Genomic DNA, 18,430 nt, shown 5'->3' with positions numbered 1-18,430 from the left:
ACAACAACTCCAATCCTAAAAAGGCCGCTTCCGAAACAAATCGGAAGGCAGCCTAAATGCATTTTTTTATAATACTCTTGCATGTCCATTATAAATGACTCCGGATTCCGCATCCATTGTAATGTCTTTTCCAGTGACAATGATTTCAGTCGCCTTCTCAACTCCGACAATGACAGGAATGCCTAAACTAAGACCGACGACAGCCGCATGACTTGTCAAACCGCCCTCTTCTGTTATTAGACCGGCGCACTCTTCAATTGCAGGCATCATATCACGGTCAGAAGAATAGGTGACAAGAATCTTCCCTTTCATGTTATGCGCCAATGCTTCTTGCGCATTATGAGCGACAACCGCTTCTCCGAAAGCTACTGATTTCCCGATTCCCTGTCCTTTCGCTAGCATATCCCCGATGACATGGATTTTCATCAAGTTCGTCGTTCCTGCTTCGCCGACCGGCACCCCTGCCGTAATAATGACAACATCACCATGAGTTACATATTGGTGCTTCACACTTTCCTCGACAGATTCCTGCAAAATTTCATCGATTGAATTCACTCTTTTGCCGATGACCGGATAGATTCCCCATACAAGCGACAATTTCCTTGAACATTCGTCCGAAGCGGTAATAGCAATAATCGGACACCCCGGGCGATATTTGGCGATCATTTTGGCGGTATGACCGCTTTCTGTAGGTGCAAGCACTGCTTTCACCTTCAAATTAATGGCTGTATACGCAGCAGCCTGTCCGATTGCTTCCGTCATATTGCCGTGTTTTTCTCGGCGGCGTGTAGAAACGACTGAACGGTAATCGACTGCGTTTTCAGCTGTTTTCGCAATCCTGTCCATTGTACGGACGGATTCAACCGGATAGAGTCCCGCTGCTGTTTCCCCGGATAGCATGATTGCATCCGAGCCGTCCAGGATTGCGTTCGCAACGTCACTAGCCTCAGCTCGTGTAGGACGTGGATTCCTTTGCATGGAATCGAGCATCTGTGTCGCAGTGATGACCGGCTTGCCAACCTGATTGCACTTTTCGATCATGTTTTTTTGGACAATCGGAACTTCCTCTGCAGGGATTTCCACACCTAAATCGCCACGTGCAACCATCAATCCATCGGATACCGTCAAGATTTCATCTAAATTGTCGACGCCTTCTCCGTTCTCAATCTTAGGAATAATATGGATATGCCCTCCAGCATTTTTCTCAAGTAATTCCCGTATCTCCATAACATCCGACGCTCTTCGCACAAAAGAGGCTGCGATGAAATCAACATTTTCCTGGATGCCGAATAAAATATCTTCTTTGTCCTTCTCGGTAATTCCAGGAAGTTGTACCGAAACGCCTGGAACGTTAACGCCTTTTTTATTTTTTAGCGTGCCTGAGTTGACAACAATCGTACGGATCAATCCTTTTTCTAGATCCTTTCCGACGACCTCCAATTGGATCAACCCATCATCTAATAGAATGACAGACCCTTTATCCACGTCTTCGATAAGCTTCTCATATGTAACTGAAAAAACATTGTCGTTCCCTTCCACTTCAGTCATCGAAATATCGACGTGCTGGCCGGTGATCAATTCGACTTGTCCATTTTTCATCGAGTGCGTCCGAATCTCAGGACCTTTCGTATCAAGTAGAATTCCGACTACTTTGCCTGTCTTTTTCGATGCTTCCCTAATGGCTTGAATCCGGGCTTTATGCTCTTCATGCGAACCATGTGAAAAGTTAAGCCGTGCTACGTTCATACCTGCCTCAATCAACTGTTCAAGTAGCTCCGGTGATTCGCTGGCTGGTCCGATTGTGCACACAATTTTTGTCTTTCTCATCACAAAACGCCCCTTCGTATTGTACTCGTCATATAGAGTAATTTGGTCAAATCGACAATTCTTTGGATAACTTATACAGTTCCATATCCAAAGCATGGTCTGTTGGTGCAAATACCACTTCTAAGTCATAGTCTACCACCTTATGGTTTTGCATACCAATAGCTACACCACCACGTCCTTCACTCAACACTTCGACAGCCCTTGCGCCATATTGGCTTGCAATAACCCGATCGCGAGCGGACGGCGAACCCCCACGTTGGATATGTCCGAGGACAGATACCCGCGTTTCAATTCCTGCATTCTCCTTCAACAAGTCTGCTAAAGCCGAACCGGACATGACACCTTCTGCGACAACGATGATACTATGTTTCTTCCCACGACCAGTACCGCTCTTCAATCGACGTACGATTTCATCCATATCATAGCCTTCTTCAGGTATAAGAATGGTTTCTGCACCACCTGCGAGCCCTGACCAAAGTGCAAGATCACCGGCATCCCGGCCCATCACTTCAATGATGAAAGTGCGTTCATGCGATGTTGCGGTATCCCGGATCTTATCGATTGCATCTATGACTGTATTCAGTGCAGAGTCAAAACCGATTGTAAATTCCGTGCCATTAATATCATTGTCGATTGTGGCAGGAACACAAACACACGGAATTCCCATCTTCACTAATTCGAACGCACCTCGGAATGATCCATCCCCACCAATGACGACGAGGCCATCGATATGATGTGCCTTCAATTGGCGAACCGCTTCATTACGCCCTTCCTCTGTCATGAACTCCGGAGAACGGGCGGATCTTAGTATTGTACCACCACGTTGGATAATGTCACCGACAGAACCGAGCTGCAACAATTCAATCTTTCCTTGGATGAGTCCTTGATAACCATTGAAAACCCCAGCAATTTCAAATCCGTCATGAATCGCTTTCCGTACAACCGCACGGACAGCAGCATTCATGCCGGGTGCATCTCCCCCACTTGTCAATACACCGATCTTTTTCAAATGGATCACCCCTACGTGTTTAGTTCACTATGTATTGTAAATGATTTCTTATAACACGAAAAGATGCGGGGGAAACCCGCACCTTATCATTCTGAAAACACACCGATATTACGAAACTTATTATAACGGTCATCTATAATTGCATTTATATCCATATCACAAAGCGAGTCTAATGAAGTCTTCAACACTTTTCTCATTTCTACTGCCTGCGCTTTCGGATCACGATGTGCGCCACCAAGCACTTCTGGAATAATCTCATCAATGATTCCCATTTCCTTCAAGTGCGGAGCAGTAATCTTCATCGCTTCCGCCGCCTGTTTTGAAAGGCTTGCATCCTTCCAAAGAATGGACGCTGCTCCTTCGGGTGATATAACGGAGTACGTCGAGTGTTCCAACATATGAATATGATTGGCGACACCTAACGCGAGCGCGCCCCCACTGCCGCCTTCTCCGATGACGATCGAAACTACCGGCACTTTCAATCCTGCCATTTCAATGAGATTGCGGGCAATCGCTTCACTTTGGCCACGTTCTTCAGCCGCTTTCCCGGGATAAGCACCTTTCGTATCGATAAAGCAGATGATCGGACGGCCAAACTTTTCAGCCTGCTTCATTAACCGCAATGCTTTTCGATACCCTTCCGGATGGGGCATCCCAAAATTACGTTTCACATTTTCTTTTGTGTCTTTCCCTCGCTGATGACCAATCACTGTAACTGGCATCGATTCGAAAAATCCGATTCCGCCTATGATTGCCGCGTCATCCCCAAACGAGCGATCTCCGTGCAGTTCCATGAAATCCTCGAATAGTTCAGCGATATAATCCTTAGTCGTCGGTCGTTCCGGGTGCCTTGCCACTTGAACGCGGTCCCAAGGCTCCATATTGCTATAGATTTCAGTCTCTAAATTGCTTAATCTCGTTTTTAATTTCCCGATTTCATCGGAAAGATCAACTTCATTGGTTGAAGTGAATTCTTCAAGTTCATCGATCTTTTCCCGAAGTTTCACAATCGGTTCCTCAAATGCCAATGTCTTGCTCATATTTTGTTTGCCTCCCTTACGTGCAGTCCGACCAATTTAGAAAGGGTCTCCGTCAAGTCACGACGATCGATGACTGCATCGAGTTGTCCATGATCCAAAAGGAATTCGGCCGTCTGGAAATTGTCCGGCAGCTTTTCCCTTACAGTCTGCTCGATCACCCGTCTCCCCGCAAATCCGATAAGCGCCTTAGGTTCAGCTAAGTTAATATCGCCAACGGACGCGAAGCTTGCGGATACTCCTCCAGTTGTCGGATAGGTCATGACCGAGATGTACAGCAATCCTTTGTCAGCATGGCGTTGCAATGCAACACTCGTTTTCGCCATCTGCATTAAGGACAATACACCTTCCTGCATACGTGCTCCACCGCTCGCGGAGAAGATGATGACGGGAATACTTTTATCAGTAGCGGCTTCAATAGCCCGTGTGATCTTTTCGCCGACAACCGATCCCATTGAGCCCATTCGGAAATGAGAGTCCATTATCGCAACTGCAACTTCATTTCCTCCAATTTTCCCAATCCCAGTAAGTACCGCTTCGTTTAATCCTGTCTTTTCCGAATCTGATGCAATCTTCTCGGTATAGGAAGGGAAATTCAATGGATTTTCCGACTTTAAATGGTCGTCCATCGATTCAAAAGTATTTTCATCAAAAAGGCATTCGACACGCTCCCATGCCGTCATCTTAAAGTGATGATCGCATTTCGGACAAACTTTTGCTGTTTTTATCAGATCTTTCGTCAAGATAATCTGCTTACATTCCGGACATTTCGTCATGATACCTTCCGGCACGTCGTTTTTTGCATCAGCCGAAGGTATCGTTATCGCCTGCTTCTTTTTTGTAAATAATTCACGGATCATTCTTCGTTTTCCCCCTCGATATGTTCAATCCACTTGTTATAGTCAGTTAGTGCGTTTATTACGTTTCCTTCAATCAAGTGCTTGAGCAACGATCTCACAATGTCGTTTTCAATGCCTACCGTCATTTGCTCGTATGGAACTTTGCTATATCGTTTCAGTATAAACCAAATTTTCAATGATAATCGGTTGTCAGTCGCGACAATCATTTCCCGAATTATATCCTCCCGGAAAACTTCGCCGTCTTGGTCGAGCTTCATGATCAGCCCTTCCCAAACAGGCAAATTGCGTTTGTGTACATCCTCGCAGATTGTTTGAATTGCCGCCTTTTCATGGATAATTCGTGTATCCGTTACATCCATTGCCGCTTTTGGCTGTTGCATGACAAACGTCGAAAGCACTTCCACAAGCTGGTGTTTTTTGAAATCTGCAAGGAATGTCCCTTCACCGCGCCGAGTTTCGATTAGCCCAAGCAGCTCAAGGCTTCTTAGTGCTTCGCGGACTGTCGACCTTCCGACTTGCAGGCGATCTGCCAAGACACGTTCTGATGGTATTTTGTCACCTGACTTGATGCCTTCTGCCTTGATCATCAGCCTGAGTTCGTCAACGATGTCCAGGAACATTTTAGATGATGGTTTTGTATTTTGCATACGGCCGCCCCTCTTGGAATTCGTAATCCGAGTGGTCTGACCACTTCTTTTACTAGCATACAGAAAAGTGATCTCATCGTAAAGAGATATCTGGGAATTAATGATGAAAAGACAAAAAGAGACATGGTTCAACATGTCTCCGGTAAAGTTTGATAAGTTGATCTCCGCTTCTGGCGGACGCTTTCCGCGGGCGAGCGGTGAGCCTCCTCAGTCGCTTCGCTCCCTCCGGGGTCTCACCTGTCTCGCTTTCCCGCAGGAGTCGCCGCCATCTGCTCCGATCAACGGTGTTTGCAATTAAAATAAATTTGTTCAGGATAAACATCCAGCTACTAAAATCTCAAGTTACCCAATATTGTTCTCTAAGTACGAAAACCTCAATATTGTTTCTTCACATCTTTATAAATTTCTCTAGCCTGTTTATAAATCTCATTACTTGGCTCGATTTGATAATTTCCAGCACCATCATTTAGATGAAAAATCCCCTTATCATCTATCACCAAAGAACTTGAAATTTGGTCATTATAGATGAATGTTAGCGTTACTGCTTTTTCATAATTAATTTGTTGGTTTGTTTGTCCACTATATTCTATTTCATTGTAAGCCTTCACAAGCGACTGAACAGTTTCTTTATCTACTTTGTTGTAACCCTCGTACAAGCTTTGTCCAAAGCCAATATCAAAGTAATCAGCTTTAATTTGTTTGACAGAGTTACCATTACACCCGCTAACTATAAAAAATACACTTAGTATAAAAAACAAAAACAATAACTTCCTCACAACTTAACTTTCTCCCTTCAAACCCTGTTAATCTGCTGAACGATCAGTTGTGTTTGGCCGTTGCGTTTTTCCATTGTTCCTGTGATTTGCACCATTGCAAGCTCTTGTATGTGGATGTTGCTTGCGGCGTATTGTCTTGGGAAGATTGTGCAGGATAGTTCTCCTGTTTCGTCCTGGAGAGTCAAGAAAGCCATCGCTTCTCCTTTTTTTGTACGGATCCGCTTGACTTCCCTAATCATTCCGGCGACTTTTAGCATTGTCCGTTCTTTTGCCTCGGGAACGACTACTAAATCCACAACTTGTTCCTCCAGCGTCTTTTTCATTTCCAATGCCGGGTGTTCGGATAAATAAAAACCGAGCACTTCCCGTTCATATTCGAGCATGGCAAATCTCGGCATCGATCCGCCCGGAGAGTATTTCGGCTTTGCTACTGAATAAATGATTTCATGAAGTAAGTCGTCTCCGTCAGGACTGACGAATTGGGCATGATTGCGGGCAGCTTCAATCGATGCTAGCAGGACGGACCTGTCTTCCCCGAATTCATCGAGTGCTCCCGCTTTTATGAGAGGGATGATTGTTTTTTCGGTAAAATGGGTTCCTCCGATTGCAGCTGAAAAGTCGAAGAGGGTCTTCCATTTTTCTGACGTACGAGCTTCTTTTATGACGTTGTAAAAAGACGGGGTCATACCTTTGATCGCCCCTATGCCGATTCGAATTGAACCTTTCTCGACAACATGAGAGTATTTGCTCTTTTGAATCGAAGGAGGAAGGATTTCAATTCCATTTCCCCTGATCTCATGGATATATTCCATTGTCTTCTCTTGGTTTCCAGTTGCCATCGACAACAGCGCGGCGTAAAAATAAGCTGGTGCATTCGCTTTGATGTATGCCAACTGGTAGGAGATCAATGAGTAAGCAACTGCATGGCTTTTCGGGAAGCCGTAATCCGCAAATTTAACGATCAAATCATAGATTTCACTTGCTGAGCCTTCGGGAAAGTTATGCTGGACTGCACTTCTTACAAAGTGTTCTCGTTCCTGTCGCAGCACTTCACGTTTCTTTTTACTGACAGCCCTTCTTAACAGATCCGCTTCCGCCATCGTGAACCCCGCAATCTGCACAGCGATTTGCATGATCTGCTCCTGGTATACGATGATGCCCTCGGTTTCCTGGAGAATCGGCTCTAGGGTAGGGTGTAAATAATTAATTTTTTCCTTTTTGTTTTTCCTCCGACTGTAAAGCGGGATATTCTCCATGGGGCCTGGCCGGTATAATGCATTGATGGCGTATAGGTCGCTGAACGCATCCGGTTTGATCAGCCGTAACGCATCTCTCATGCCGTCCGACTCGAATTGGAAAATCCCCGTCATGTCGCCATTCTTGAAAAGTTCAAAAGTCTTTGCGTCATTCAGAGGAATATCTTCGAAATGCAGCTTCTTGCCCGTGTCGTAGTGAATCATCGATTGGATACGGTCCATTAACGTTAAGTTTCGCAATCCAAGGAAATCCATTTTCAATAAACCGATTTCCTCCACATCCCCCATTGCCCATTGAGTCAAGTAAATATCATCACCGCCATTTTGGAGTGGAACATTTTCAACTAATGGCATCGGAGACAGGATGACTCCCGCTGCATGGGTGGAAGCATTTCTCGGCAAGCCTTCCAACGTTTTAGCTGCTTGAAACCACTTGGCACGGACAGGATCCATTGCAATCCAGTCTTGAAGGGCTTTCGACTTGCTGACGGACTCTTCCAGCCTTTTGCTATGCCCTTCCTGAATCTGTTTGGATAAGAAAGACATTTCTTCATTGGAGAAGTCGAATACCCGGGCTACGTTTCTTGCGACAGATTTAGAAGAGAGCGTTCCGAAGGTAATGATTTGAGCAACATGCGCCTTCCCATACTTCTTTGCGACATATTCAATCACTTCAGAGCGGCGGTTGTCTGCAAAATCGATGTCAATGTCAGGCATTGTAACTCTGCCTGGATTGAGGAAACGTTCGAAAATGAGTCCATATTTGATTGGATCGACATCCGTAATACCGAGGGAGTAGGCTACGAGGGAACCAGCCGAGGATCCCCGACCCGGGCCTGTCAATATCCCATTCTCCTTTGAAAAACGCATGAAATCCTCGACTATTAAAAAGTAATCGGAGAAGCCCATGTTTTCGATGACGGCAAGTTCTTTGCCAAGTCTTTCATAATAAGTAGGATTGACGCTTCCTAGCCGGCGGACCAAACCTTCCTCGCAATTTTTCTTCAACAGGGAAGCCGACGTGTGTCCTTCGGGAACCGGAAAAGCAGGCATCAACGTGCGGCTTGGAGGCAATTTTGCATTGCAGGACAACATGATTTCAGCCATATTGTCAATCCATTCCGGTCGATCGGAAAACCATTGCAGTAACTCTTGCTCTTCCGGCACGTAAGCATCATAGACTTGCATTTTTGGCCGGGCCGGATCATTCAGCTTATAGCCGGACCGTATTGCCGTAGCCACTTCAAAAGCGAAGGCATCCTCTTCGGCAATATATCTTGATTCATGAATTGCGGTAATGGAGGTGTCCACCTCTTCCGCAGTGCGCAGAATTTCATCTTCAGCATGGTGCTTCACTCCACTTGGCCGGGAAATGCCGATATAGACTGTCTGACATGCTTTTCGTATCGTCTGGATCGTATCGATTCCCCGTTTACCCTCCCATGAATGATCGGTCATTGGACAAATGAAGACGCATCCCTCGCTATACGCTTGCAGCCATTTTAAAGGAAGTGTTTCTGGCTCCCTTGTAGAGATCGCACTGCTTATTTTAAGAAGATTGCTGTAGCCTCTGTCATCTTTCGCGTAGGCATATAGCAGAATATCGGAACCGTCATCCAACTCCAACAGGATCGATAATCCGATGACAGGATGGATGTCGTATTTCTCCATCACTTTGCAGAATGAACGGACGCCATACATTTTCGAATTGACAATCCCAACAGAGCGAGCCCCTCTCCTTTGCAGAAGTGGGGCCAAATGATCAAGCTTTATAATGCCGCGCAGCAGATCGGCGCCGGTCACAATTTGTGGATAGACTAGTACCAATGAAAATCCCTCCGAACCGTTACTTCATTGCACATAATTCTTTCAATTTCGCAATGACCTCATCCGCTTTATCCCACGAATAAATGGACGCCCCCGAAGCGAGCGGATGTCCCCCGCCGTCATATTCAGCAGCGAGTTTATTGATAATCGGCCCTTTTGAACGGAATCGTACACGAATCTGATCCTCTTCTTCGACAAAAATGACCCATGCGCAAATTCCCTTCACATCCCCGAGCGCTCCTACAAGTTGGGATGTCTCACTCGCGGTTACGCCGAACTTTTCCAGAATCGATTTGTCGATTTTAATGAAAGCCGCTCCGTTTTCATCAATCGTGAATTGTTGATACATATAACCTTTCAAGTGGAGCAATCTACGGTCTTCTTCATACATTTCCGCGAAGAGTTTCGTCCGATCAAAATCATATTTGATTAAACCGCTTGCAATTTCGAATGTCCTTACAGTCGCACTTGGGAAAAGGAATCTGCCTGTATCTCCTACAATTCCAGCGAATAGCAAACGGGCACAAGCATCAGACATCTTCCATCCATAATGCTTTTCCCCTTCTTCAAATAGCAGATAAATCATTTCGGAAGTGGAGCTTGCATCAGTATCCACCCATCTCATATCTCCGTATGGGTCGACATTCGGATGGTGATCGATCTTTAGTAAAAAATCGGCTTTCTCATAAAACTCTGCATCAATCCGCTCAGTATTGCCCGTATCGGTAACGATGACAAGTGCGTTTTTATAATCATCAGGCCCTACTTCATCCTGATTTGCTAAATAAGTGAGCATATCATCATGCGTCCCGGATGCATACACTTTCTTGTCAGGATAATTGGTTGTTATCAATTCCTTCAAGCCGACTTGCGACCCGTATGCATCCGGATCGGGCCGAACATGGCGATGAATGATGATTGTGTCGTATTGTTCAATTGTGTCGATGATTTGTCGTTTCAATTTGTGATTCCTCCGGTATTCAATGATTTCTGTTCGCATTTACTGAAAAAAGCCGCTACAATGAAAGAAGTTATTTGATGGAGGCTCTTTTATGAAAACACTCAATTTTGTACTTGTCTTTCTTATTATTGCATCAGGCGTCTATTATTTTTATTTTAAAACCCGTCAATTCAGAACACGTCAAGTGTTCCCAATCCGGAAACAGTACTTTGCAAGCAAAGCTGGTACTTTTCTGGGCGGATTACTTTTCTTCTTCGGAATTAACCAGCTTCTTCTGTTCGAAGGGATTGCAACGTATGTCGTTTCCAGTCTTTTCATTGTACTAGGCGCTTATATCATTTTCTTTAATACGAAAGCTGCAAAGCACTATAAACAATTTATTGATGAAGAGACTAAGCTGAATGAAAACTGATGCTACCGCCGCATCAGTTTTTTTATTCCAGCAATTATCTATCGAAAAGCTGATACATAACCATCGCTTTGGCGATTAGTTCCGAATCCGAGAAAAGATCGAAATCCACTTTGACGAATCTCCTGCTCATATGAAGGATTCTTGGTTCAACAATTACAGTATTTCCGAGCTGAACATGCTTAATGAAGTAGATGGTCATGTTTTCGGGAACGCTTTCTCCCCTTTTCCGCATTTTGATTGCTCGATTTCCGACGTCCGTCAATAATGTCGTCAGGGCTCCGTATGATAGAGACCCCAATTGGTTCGTCATTTGTGGAACGACAGTGAATTCGATATTTAGCGGCTGATCAGGCACAGCTTTCATTTGACCCTTTACGATATCATCGATTTTTTCTCCTTGTTGCGGTTGCCTTTGGGTCATCTGAAACGCTTTCAGGACATCTTGGCGGCTAATGATTCCTTCGAGAATTCCGCTATCGCTGACGACAGGCATCAAATCAATGCCCTCCCATATCATGCTATGCCCCGCGGAAGCTACGCTCGTTTTCCCATTCACAGTGATCGGGTTTTGTGTCATCACTTTCTCAATCAGATCGGTCCCAAGCTTTCCGACAGCATCACGGGAAGTTACTATTCCAATCAATTTTCCATTCCGATCAATGACCGGATATCCCGAATGTGCCGTTTTCTGGTTCACTCCATTGAAATGAGCTACATTATCCTTCGGCGAAAACGTGATTGTCTCAGCGAGAGGAGTTAGTATGTCCTCCACAAGAAGTATTTCCTTTTCTATCAATTGGTCATAAATTGCACGGTTCAACATCGTTGCAACTGTGAATGTGTCATAACTGGATGAAATGATTGGTAAATTTAATTCATTCGCCAGTTTCTTAGCTTCATCGGCAACATCGAAACCTCCAGTGACAAGGACTGCCGCACCTGCACTTAACGCAAGTTCATGTGCCTTGAGCCTGTTCCCGACGATCAATAAGCTGCCTGCATCTATATACCGCCTCATATCATCGAGCTGCATCGCCCCGATGACGAATTTGGTCAAAGTCTTATGAAGCCCGTCTCTTCCTCCGAGTACGACACCATCTACAATATTAACGACTTCGGCAAATGTCAGCCTTTCGATATTCTCTTTTTTCTTTTTTTCAATACGAATCGTGCCAACCCGTTCAATCGTATTCACAAGCTTCTGGTTTTCAGCTTCTTTTATTGCCCTATATGCCGTTCCTTCACTGACGGATAAGGCCTTGGCAACTTGGCGGACTGATATTTTCTCGCCGACTGCCAATCCTTCGATATAGCGTAATATCAGCTCATGTTTTGTCGACATTTTTTCACCTTTTTCTCTTTTTACCTGCTCCCATTTTATCATACATCGGAAAGAATAGTATTTGCAGGAAGACTCAGGTCGATAAATGATCGAATACGGGCTTATAGAAAAACCGATCCGGTGATGTGCTTTCCGGATCGGTGACGGTATTTATAATTCCAGTGAATCTCCCGCTTTCATAATCTTGACTTCGTGGTTAGCGACAAGATCCTTGAACGTTTGCGGGTTTTGCCTAATCGGCGGGAATGTATCGTAATGGATAGGAACGACAACCTTCGGATTCAGCAATTCAACAGCAGCGGCGGCATCTTCAGGCCCCATCGTAAAATTATCGCCGATTGGCAAAAAAGCGATGTCGATGGAATGCTGTCTTCCGATGATAGCCATATCGCCGAAAAGGGATGTATCGCCTGCGTGGTATATTGTTTTTCCTTCGGCAGTGAACAAAATCCCTGCTGGCATGCCTGTATAGATGATTTCGTTCTGAGGTGTCGTGTAGGAAGAACTATGGAACGCTTGTGTATATTTCACTGTCCCGAAATCGAATGTATAGGAGCCTCCGATGTTCATTCCGTGCGTATTTAAGTTTTGCCAACCTAAGTAGACGGCTAGTTCATTCGGCGCAACGATAAGTGGATTGCATCGTTTTGCTATGTCAAACGTATCTCCGACATGATCGTTATGTCCGTGCGTCAGCAGGATCACATCGGGATTCTGTACTGAAGCATCCAAGTCCGTCAGTTCATTGCCAGTGATGAACGGATCAATCAATAATGTCTTTCCTTCTGTCTCAATTTTCACGACAGAATGTCCGTGATAAGAAATTTTCATTTGCAAATCCCTCCAAATCTGTTCATACATACTATACTTCTTTATCTTACCGGAAAACCCTCTTTTTTGATATGATATGTATGGTGAGTAAGTTAATATCGGAGGGATAAGGTTGAATAAAATTACTGAAATAAAAAGTTACCTGCAAGAAAACAATGTGGATGCAGCTTTCATTACAACTCCAGACAATGTTTTTTATGTTTCCGGATTCCGCAGTGAACCACATGAAAGGCTATTAGGTGTCATGATTTTCAAGGAATCAGAACCATTCGTCATCTGTCCTCTAATGGAAGTGCCTGATTTGAAGGCTTCCGGTTGGACATTTGAAGCAGTTGGGCATCAGGATACGGAGGATGCTTGGGAAGTTCTCGCCACCGCAGCCGTGAATAGAGGAGTTCCTCTTCAGACAATTGCAATCGAAAAATCCCATTTAACCGTCGAACGCCTAGAACGGATGGAACAACTTTTCGAAGGAGCATCATTCCAACGTCTCGACGAACAACTGAATAAAATGAGAAATATCAAAAGCGAGGATGAGCTTGTAAAGTTGCGCAAGGCAGCAGCATTGGCAGATCAAGCAATCGAAATCGGCTGCAAAGAGATCGCCGAAGGGAAAACCGAGCTTGAAATTCTCATGGCAATTGAATTTGAAATGAAAAAAATGGGCGCAGAAAAGATGTCCTTCGACACGATGGTATTATCCGGTCCTAAAACCGCTTCCCCGCACGGAACGCCGGGAGACCGGAAAATCCAAAAAGGTGATTTCATCCTGTTCGACCTTGGTGTCGTATACGAGGGATATTGTTCAGATATTACAAGGACAGTCGCATTTGGCGAACCTTCCGAAAAACAGCGTGAAATTTATGAAACTGTCAAAAAGGCAGAACAGACAGCAATCGACATGGTTCGTCCTGGCGTGAAAGCAATGGACTTGGATAAAGCCGCAAGGGATGTCATTAAGGTAGCAGGCTACGGTGAGTATTTCACGCACCGACTTGGACACGGGCTTGGCATTTCCGTACATGAATTCCCTTCAATTACAGGAACAAATGAAATGGAACTCATTGAAGGAATGGTATTCACTGTCGAACCGGGGATTTATCATCCTGAAATTACGGGAGTGCGAATCGAAGATGATCTAGTCGTCACTTCTGACGGTGTAGAATTACTAACGAAATTCCCGAAAGAACTGCAGATTATCCAGCCTTAAAATTGAAAACATGCTGTCCGAAATAAATCGGACAGCATGTTTTATTATTTACTTAATAGCGTTTCAGCCGGAACATACTCTATGCCCTGCGCGTCTGCAACAGCTTTATATGTTACATGACCTTCCAATGTGTTGATTCCTTTTTGCAATGCAGCATTATCCAAACAAGCTTGTTTATAGCCTTTATTCGCAATTTGCAATGCATATGGAACTGTAACGTTCGTCAATGCCATTGTCGATGTACGTGGCACAGCTCCTGGCATGTTCGCAACTGCATAGTGGACGATACCATGTTTCTCATAAGTAGGATTATCATGGGTCGTCACGCGGTCGGATGTTTCGAAGATTCCGCCTTGGTCGATTGCGATATCGACAAGAACCGAGCCTGGCTTCATCGATTTGACCATCTCTTCCGAAACCAATTTCGGCGCTTTAGCACCTGGAATCAATACACAGCCGATAACGAGATCGGAATCCTTAACCGATTCTGCGATATTGAACGGGTTGGAAACAAGTGTCTGAATGCTATCACCGAACATTTCATCCAATTGGCGAAGACGGTCTACAGACAAGTCGAGCACAGTAACGTTCGCACCCATGCCGACAGCGATTTTCGCCGCGTTCGTTCCCGCCTGTCCACCACCGATTACAGTGACTTTTCCGCGGGATACGCCTGGGACTCCTGAAAGAAGAATTCCTTTTCCTCCGTTAATCTTTTCAAGATATTGCGCGCCGATTTGAGTTGCCATACGTCCAGCAACTTCACTCATCGGTGCAAGCAACGGTAAAGAATTATTCACTTGCACAGTTTCATAGGCGATGCCGACAACTTTGCTATCTAGCATTGCTTTTGTCAATTCCAATTCAGGGGCAAGATGCAGATAAGTGAACAGGATCAGCCCTTCACGGAAATAGCCGTACTCGGAAGCAAGCGGTTCTTTCACTTTCATGACCATATCTACATCCCAGGCTTCTTTCGCTGTAGCTACGATCGTCGCCCCAGCCTCGATATAATCCTCATCAGTAAAGCTGGAACCTAGTCCTGCACCAGTTTCAATCAGTACTTCATGGCCTGCTGACTTCAAGTTGTATGCGCCTGCAGGTGTCATTGCCACCCGATTTTCATTATTCTTCACTTCTTTTGGAATCCCAATACGCATTTCTGATCCTCCTATATACAAGAAAGTTAGTTGGCCACAAATCGACAATTCGACAAGACCAATTACTACAATTCTATCAGAAGTTAAAAGAATTTGCGCTATAAATATAATAAACAAATTCTTCAACCTACTATCGTTCTATTTCTGTTCTGAAGGTTCCGAATTACCATCCTATGTTTTTTGAAGGTTGTAAAGGGAATAGTATTAATACACCCGACATTTCTTAGACATATTCCAACGATACCGATTTGAGTTTCCAACAAACAGAAAAGGGTTTAGTTAAATCAATATCGAAGTTAGTAAATGTAAATATAAATCTGTAGGATGGAGTGATTGGTATGGTATTAAAATACGAGCAAATTATCGTGGCTGTGGATGGATCGAAGGAATCCAGTTGGGCATTCAAAAAGGCGATGGGCATTGCAGCGCGCAATGATGCAACATTGAACTTGGTGAACATCATTGATACTCGTTCCTATGCGGCTGTTGAAGCATACGATCGATCCATCGCGGAACGGGCACATAAATTCGCCGAAGAGCTGCTGACGGAGTACAAGCAAGAAGCAGAGGCGGCCGGGTTGAAGAAGGTAAACATCGTCGTAGAATACGGTTCACCGAAAACGATGATTTCCCGCGAGCTATCGAAAAAGCTTAATGTGGATCTCATCATTTGTGGTGCAACCGGCTTGAACACAGTAGAGCGTTTCCTCATCGGCAGTGTATCCGAAAATATAGTCCGTTCAGCAGCATGCGACGTTCTCGTTGTTCGTACACCTGAAGTTTGACGGAAAGAATACGAACCTGCCCGGCATAATGGGCAGGTTCGAATTTTAAAAACCTTTAAGCAGTTCATTGATGTATGTTTAATGTTTAATAACCTCCCTGCTCTTCTATTATTTGCATTGCAATGCCTGTCAACTCGTCATGTTCAGTGAATCGTTCAGAAAGCATATCAGTTAGAATATGTTCCAGGAAGTATTTTACACAATTCATGTCTTGAAACAGCAATATTGTTCGTAGTGCTTCTTCGTATATCTCTAAAAACAATGGCTCCGGATTAGCCTTTTGAATTTCACCAAATGCTTCATAGAGCAGATCGATTTTATCAGCTACTGATAGAATGCGCCCTTCCAATGTCTCATCTTTACCTTCTTTAAATCTTTCCAAATAAATGGCTTGAAACTCTTGTGGAAGTTCCTTTTCTACGAACTTCCTCGTCATTTCTTCCTCCACTTCACTGAATAGCTGCTTCAACTCTTGCGAAGCATATTTTACAGGCGTCTTTATATCCCCGGTAAACAGTTCCGCGTAATCGTGGTTCAATGCCTTTTCATATAGAATTCTCCAGTCAACTTTTTGGCCGCAATCCTCTTCAACTGTGCCAAGAAATTGAGCAATTTTCGCCACCTTAAATGAATGACTGGCGACGGAATGGTGCTGATATTTGAACTTTCCTGGACAACGAATAATTTGTTCTAAATCAGATAAGCTTTTAAAGTATTGATGTACACCCATCTTTTTCATCACCACTTCTGTATTATTTAAGGACTTGAAAATTTTCACACAGTACAATCATAATTACATCTTGTAAATGCTTTCCCTTATTCTCACTAAAGTATGCAGGAAAGGGATAATATCACACAGCCAATTCAATTCTCCCGCCGTGCAAAAAACCCTTCAAATCCATGAAAGGATAAGAAGGGTTAATTCAGATACAATAAATTAAAAACAATAATCGGATATCAGCATAACTTATAATTCTTCACTTACCCAGTCTTTAATCTGTTCAAGGAACCGGGACATCGCCAGTTTATCAGACATATTCGGCACTTTTGACAGAAGTACATCCGGCTTGGCTTTCATTTCAGCGTACGGCTTCTGCAGGATGAAAACGCTCTTTTCGTGTGCGACGCTTCTGAATAAGGAAGCTGGTAATTGAAGGACCGCCCTGATGACAGCATTCTTCTTCAAATAACGATGCAGCTCTGCAGACTGATCAGATTCAAAAAGGGATGCCGGCGTTAGGAATAGTGCGTATCCACCTTCCTTTAGGTGATTCATCGATTGTTCTATGAATAGATGATGTGCAAATGCATGTCCTTCCGCAGGCATCATTTCAAAGCTGATGGCATTGTCGTCATCAGGATAATAACCGACCGGAAGATCACATACGACCAAGTCAACAGGATCTACGAGTAAAGGACGCAATGCATCTTGGACGAAAAAGCGGACAGGCTGTTCGAGAAGTTCAGCAGTGATGGCAGATAATCTGACGAGTAGTTCATCAATTTCCACCGATGTCGCCGTTGCTTTATCTCCGATTGCATTCATGACTGTGAACAGCAAATTGCCCGTTCCTGCTGCTGGATCAAGTAAGGTAACTTGCTCCTTGTGCTGCATCAATTCGTTTGCAAAATGCCCGATGAGCATGCCAATCGCATCTGGTGTCATCTGATGATTCGGTTGAGCTTGCTCTTTCATGCCTTTCAGGACAGCGAGCTGAATTCCTCTTCGGATTTCCTCTTTTGTCACGGAAGGAGACAGTCGGGGCATTCTTTCCCCTGACAGCCATTCCTGACATGCTTCAATGACTGCTTCCAAATAAAGGTCTTCTTTGTTAGATTCTGCGTGTTCATTTAAAAATGTAAAGATCTGTTCAGTATTTGTCACCATATCGTATCCCTCTAATCCAAAATATACCTTGCTAAAAACCATTTATAACAGTAATGTGGCCCACCCGTTGCCGAGTGGGCCACGTTATTATTTTGTCAATTCGTTAACGGCTGCAATCGCCTTTTCGTAATCTGGATGGTCTGTGCCTTCCATTACATACTCGACATAATTGACTGTATCGTTCTTGTCGACTACGAAGATGGAGCGAGCTAATAGCCGCAGCTCTTTCATGACGACACCGTACGCTTCCCCGAATGACAGGTCGCGGTGATCCGACAACGTCTGGACATTGCTGACACCTTCCGCAGCACCCCATCTCGCTTGCGCAAAAGGAAGATCGACGGATATCGTTAGCACTTCCACATCGTCTCCGAGTGAAGTCGCTTCTTGGCTGAATTTTCGTGTCTGTTCAGAACATACACCAGTATCGATGGATGGAACAACGCTTATCAATCGGATTTTCCCTTTTGAATCATTCAGCGTAACCGGTTGTAAATCGTTGGATAGTACTGTGAAATCTGGAGCTTTGTCGCCTACTGTTACTTCTTTACCGAGCAATGTGACCGGATTTTGTTTGAAAGTGACATTTACCATGAAGACGC

Annotated in this window: 17 protein-coding genes; 3 read left to right on the top strand and 14 right to left on the bottom strand. The window is 44.4% G+C overall.

Going from position 1 to position 18,430, the window contains the following annotated elements:
* Positions 1-66: 66 nt before the first annotated feature.
* The 8 genes from pyk to M3152_RS05385 form a co-directional block, all read right to left on the bottom strand.
* Positions 67-1,827 carry a pyruvate kinase gene (pyk, locus tag M3152_RS05420; protein ID WP_251694173.1) on the bottom strand — a complete coding sequence of 587 codons (1,761 nt, stop codon included), beginning with the start codon at positions 1,825-1,827 and terminating at the stop codon, positions 67-69.
* A 46-nt stretch (positions 1,828-1,873) separates the two neighbouring features.
* Entirely contained in the window at positions 1,874-2,836 is a 963-nt protein-coding gene (pfkA, locus tag M3152_RS05415; protein ID WP_251694172.1) for a 6-phosphofructokinase, read from the bottom strand.
* An 86-nt stretch (positions 2,837-2,922) separates the two neighbouring features.
* Positions 2,923-3,876, bottom strand: coding sequence for an acetyl-CoA carboxylase carboxyltransferase subunit alpha (locus M3152_RS05410; RefSeq protein WP_251694171.1), 954 nt, complete (start codon positions 3,874-3,876; stop codon positions 2,923-2,925).
* A complete protein-coding gene (gene accD, locus M3152_RS05405; RefSeq protein WP_251694170.1) occupies positions 3,873-4,733 on the bottom strand; it encodes an acetyl-CoA carboxylase, carboxyltransferase subunit beta in 861 nt (286 codons plus the stop codon). The genes M3152_RS05410 and accD overlap by 4 nt, the downstream gene beginning before the upstream one ends.
* Positions 4,730-5,380, bottom strand: coding sequence for a FadR/GntR family transcriptional regulator (locus M3152_RS05400; RefSeq protein WP_251694169.1), 651 nt, complete (start codon positions 5,378-5,380; stop codon positions 4,730-4,732). Before M3152_RS05400 ends, accD begins: the two co-directional genes overlap by 4 nt.
* A 374-nt stretch (positions 5,381-5,754) precedes the next feature.
* On the bottom strand, positions 5,755-6,156 hold the full coding sequence (locus M3152_RS05395) for a hypothetical protein (protein ID WP_251694168.1): 402 nt from the start codon (positions 6,154-6,156) through the stop codon (positions 5,755-5,757).
* 17 nt (positions 6,157-6,173) lie between these two features.
* Positions 6,174-9,239 (bottom strand): DNA polymerase III subunit alpha, encoded by a 3,066-nt coding sequence (locus M3152_RS05390; protein WP_251694167.1) that lies wholly within the window; start codon positions 9,237-9,239, stop codon positions 6,174-6,176.
* 19 nt (positions 9,240-9,258) lie between these two features.
* Entirely contained in the window at positions 9,259-10,200 is a 942-nt protein-coding gene (locus M3152_RS05385; protein ID WP_251694166.1) for a DHH family phosphoesterase, read from the bottom strand.
* A gap of 91 nt (positions 10,201-10,291) precedes the next feature.
* On the opposite strand from M3152_RS05385, the gene M3152_RS05380 reads away from it, so the two are divergent.
* The gene (locus M3152_RS05380) at positions 10,292-10,612 is read left to right on the top strand and encodes a YtpI family protein (RefSeq protein ID WP_251694165.1); all 321 of its coding nucleotides are present in this window, start codon (positions 10,292-10,294) and stop codon (positions 10,610-10,612) included.
* A gap of 34 nt (positions 10,613-10,646) precedes the next feature.
* Here the strand turns inward: M3152_RS05380 and M3152_RS05375 are convergent, their stop codons facing one another.
* Together M3152_RS05375 and M3152_RS05370 are read right to left on the bottom strand one after the other, a co-directional pair.
* Positions 10,647-11,954 carry a DRTGG domain-containing protein gene (locus tag M3152_RS05375; protein ID WP_251694164.1) on the bottom strand — a complete coding sequence of 436 codons (1,308 nt, stop codon included), beginning with the start codon at positions 11,952-11,954 and terminating at the stop codon, positions 10,647-10,649.
* A gap of 150 nt (positions 11,955-12,104) precedes the next feature.
* Positions 12,105-12,785, bottom strand: coding sequence for a metal-dependent hydrolase (locus tag M3152_RS05370; RefSeq protein WP_251694163.1), 681 nt, complete (start codon positions 12,783-12,785; stop codon positions 12,105-12,107).
* A 112-nt stretch (positions 12,786-12,897) separates the two neighbouring features.
* Here M3152_RS05370 and M3152_RS05365 point away from each other — a divergent pair, with 112 nt between their 5' ends.
* Positions 12,898-13,995 carry a M24 family metallopeptidase gene (locus M3152_RS05365; protein ID WP_251694162.1) on the top strand — a complete coding sequence of 366 codons (1,098 nt, stop codon included), beginning with the start codon at positions 12,898-12,900 and terminating at the stop codon, positions 13,993-13,995.
* Between the two features lie 44 nt (positions 13,996-14,039).
* On the opposite strand, the gene ald is transcribed toward M3152_RS05365, so the two are convergent.
* Positions 14,040-15,155 carry an alanine dehydrogenase gene (gene ald, locus M3152_RS05360; protein WP_251694161.1) on the bottom strand — a complete coding sequence of 372 codons (1,116 nt, stop codon included), beginning with the start codon at positions 15,153-15,155 and terminating at the stop codon, positions 14,040-14,042.
* A 338-nt stretch (positions 15,156-15,493) separates the two neighbouring features.
* On the opposite strand from ald, the gene M3152_RS05355 reads away from it, so the two are divergent.
* Positions 15,494-15,940, top strand: coding sequence for a universal stress protein (locus tag M3152_RS05355; protein WP_251694160.1), 447 nt, complete (start codon positions 15,494-15,496; stop codon positions 15,938-15,940).
* 85 nt (positions 15,941-16,025) lie between these two features.
* On the opposite strand, the gene M3152_RS05350 is transcribed toward M3152_RS05355, so the two are convergent.
* The 3 genes from M3152_RS05350 to tpx form a co-directional block, all read right to left on the bottom strand.
* Positions 16,026-16,670: an HD domain-containing protein gene (locus tag M3152_RS05350; protein ID WP_251694159.1), complete on the bottom strand. Its 645-nt coding sequence runs from the start codon at positions 16,668-16,670 to the stop codon at positions 16,026-16,028.
* Positions 16,671-16,907: 237 nt separating this feature from the next.
* Positions 16,908-17,828 (bottom strand): class I SAM-dependent methyltransferase, encoded by a 921-nt coding sequence (locus M3152_RS05345; RefSeq protein WP_251694158.1) that lies wholly within the window; start codon positions 17,826-17,828, stop codon positions 16,908-16,910.
* An 87-nt stretch (positions 17,829-17,915) separates the two neighbouring features.
* Entirely contained in the window at positions 17,916-18,422 is a 507-nt protein-coding gene (tpx, locus tag M3152_RS05340) for a thiol peroxidase (RefSeq protein WP_251694157.1), read from the bottom strand.
* Positions 18,423-18,430 lie beyond the last annotated feature (8 nt).

The organism is Sporosarcina luteola (genome assembly GCF_023715245.1).
GTDB lineage: Bacteria > Bacillota > Bacilli > Bacillales_A > Planococcaceae > Sporosarcina > Sporosarcina luteola_C.
The sequence above is the reverse complement of the archived record's forward strand: the minus strand, read 5'-3'. Positions and strand labels throughout refer to the sequence as shown.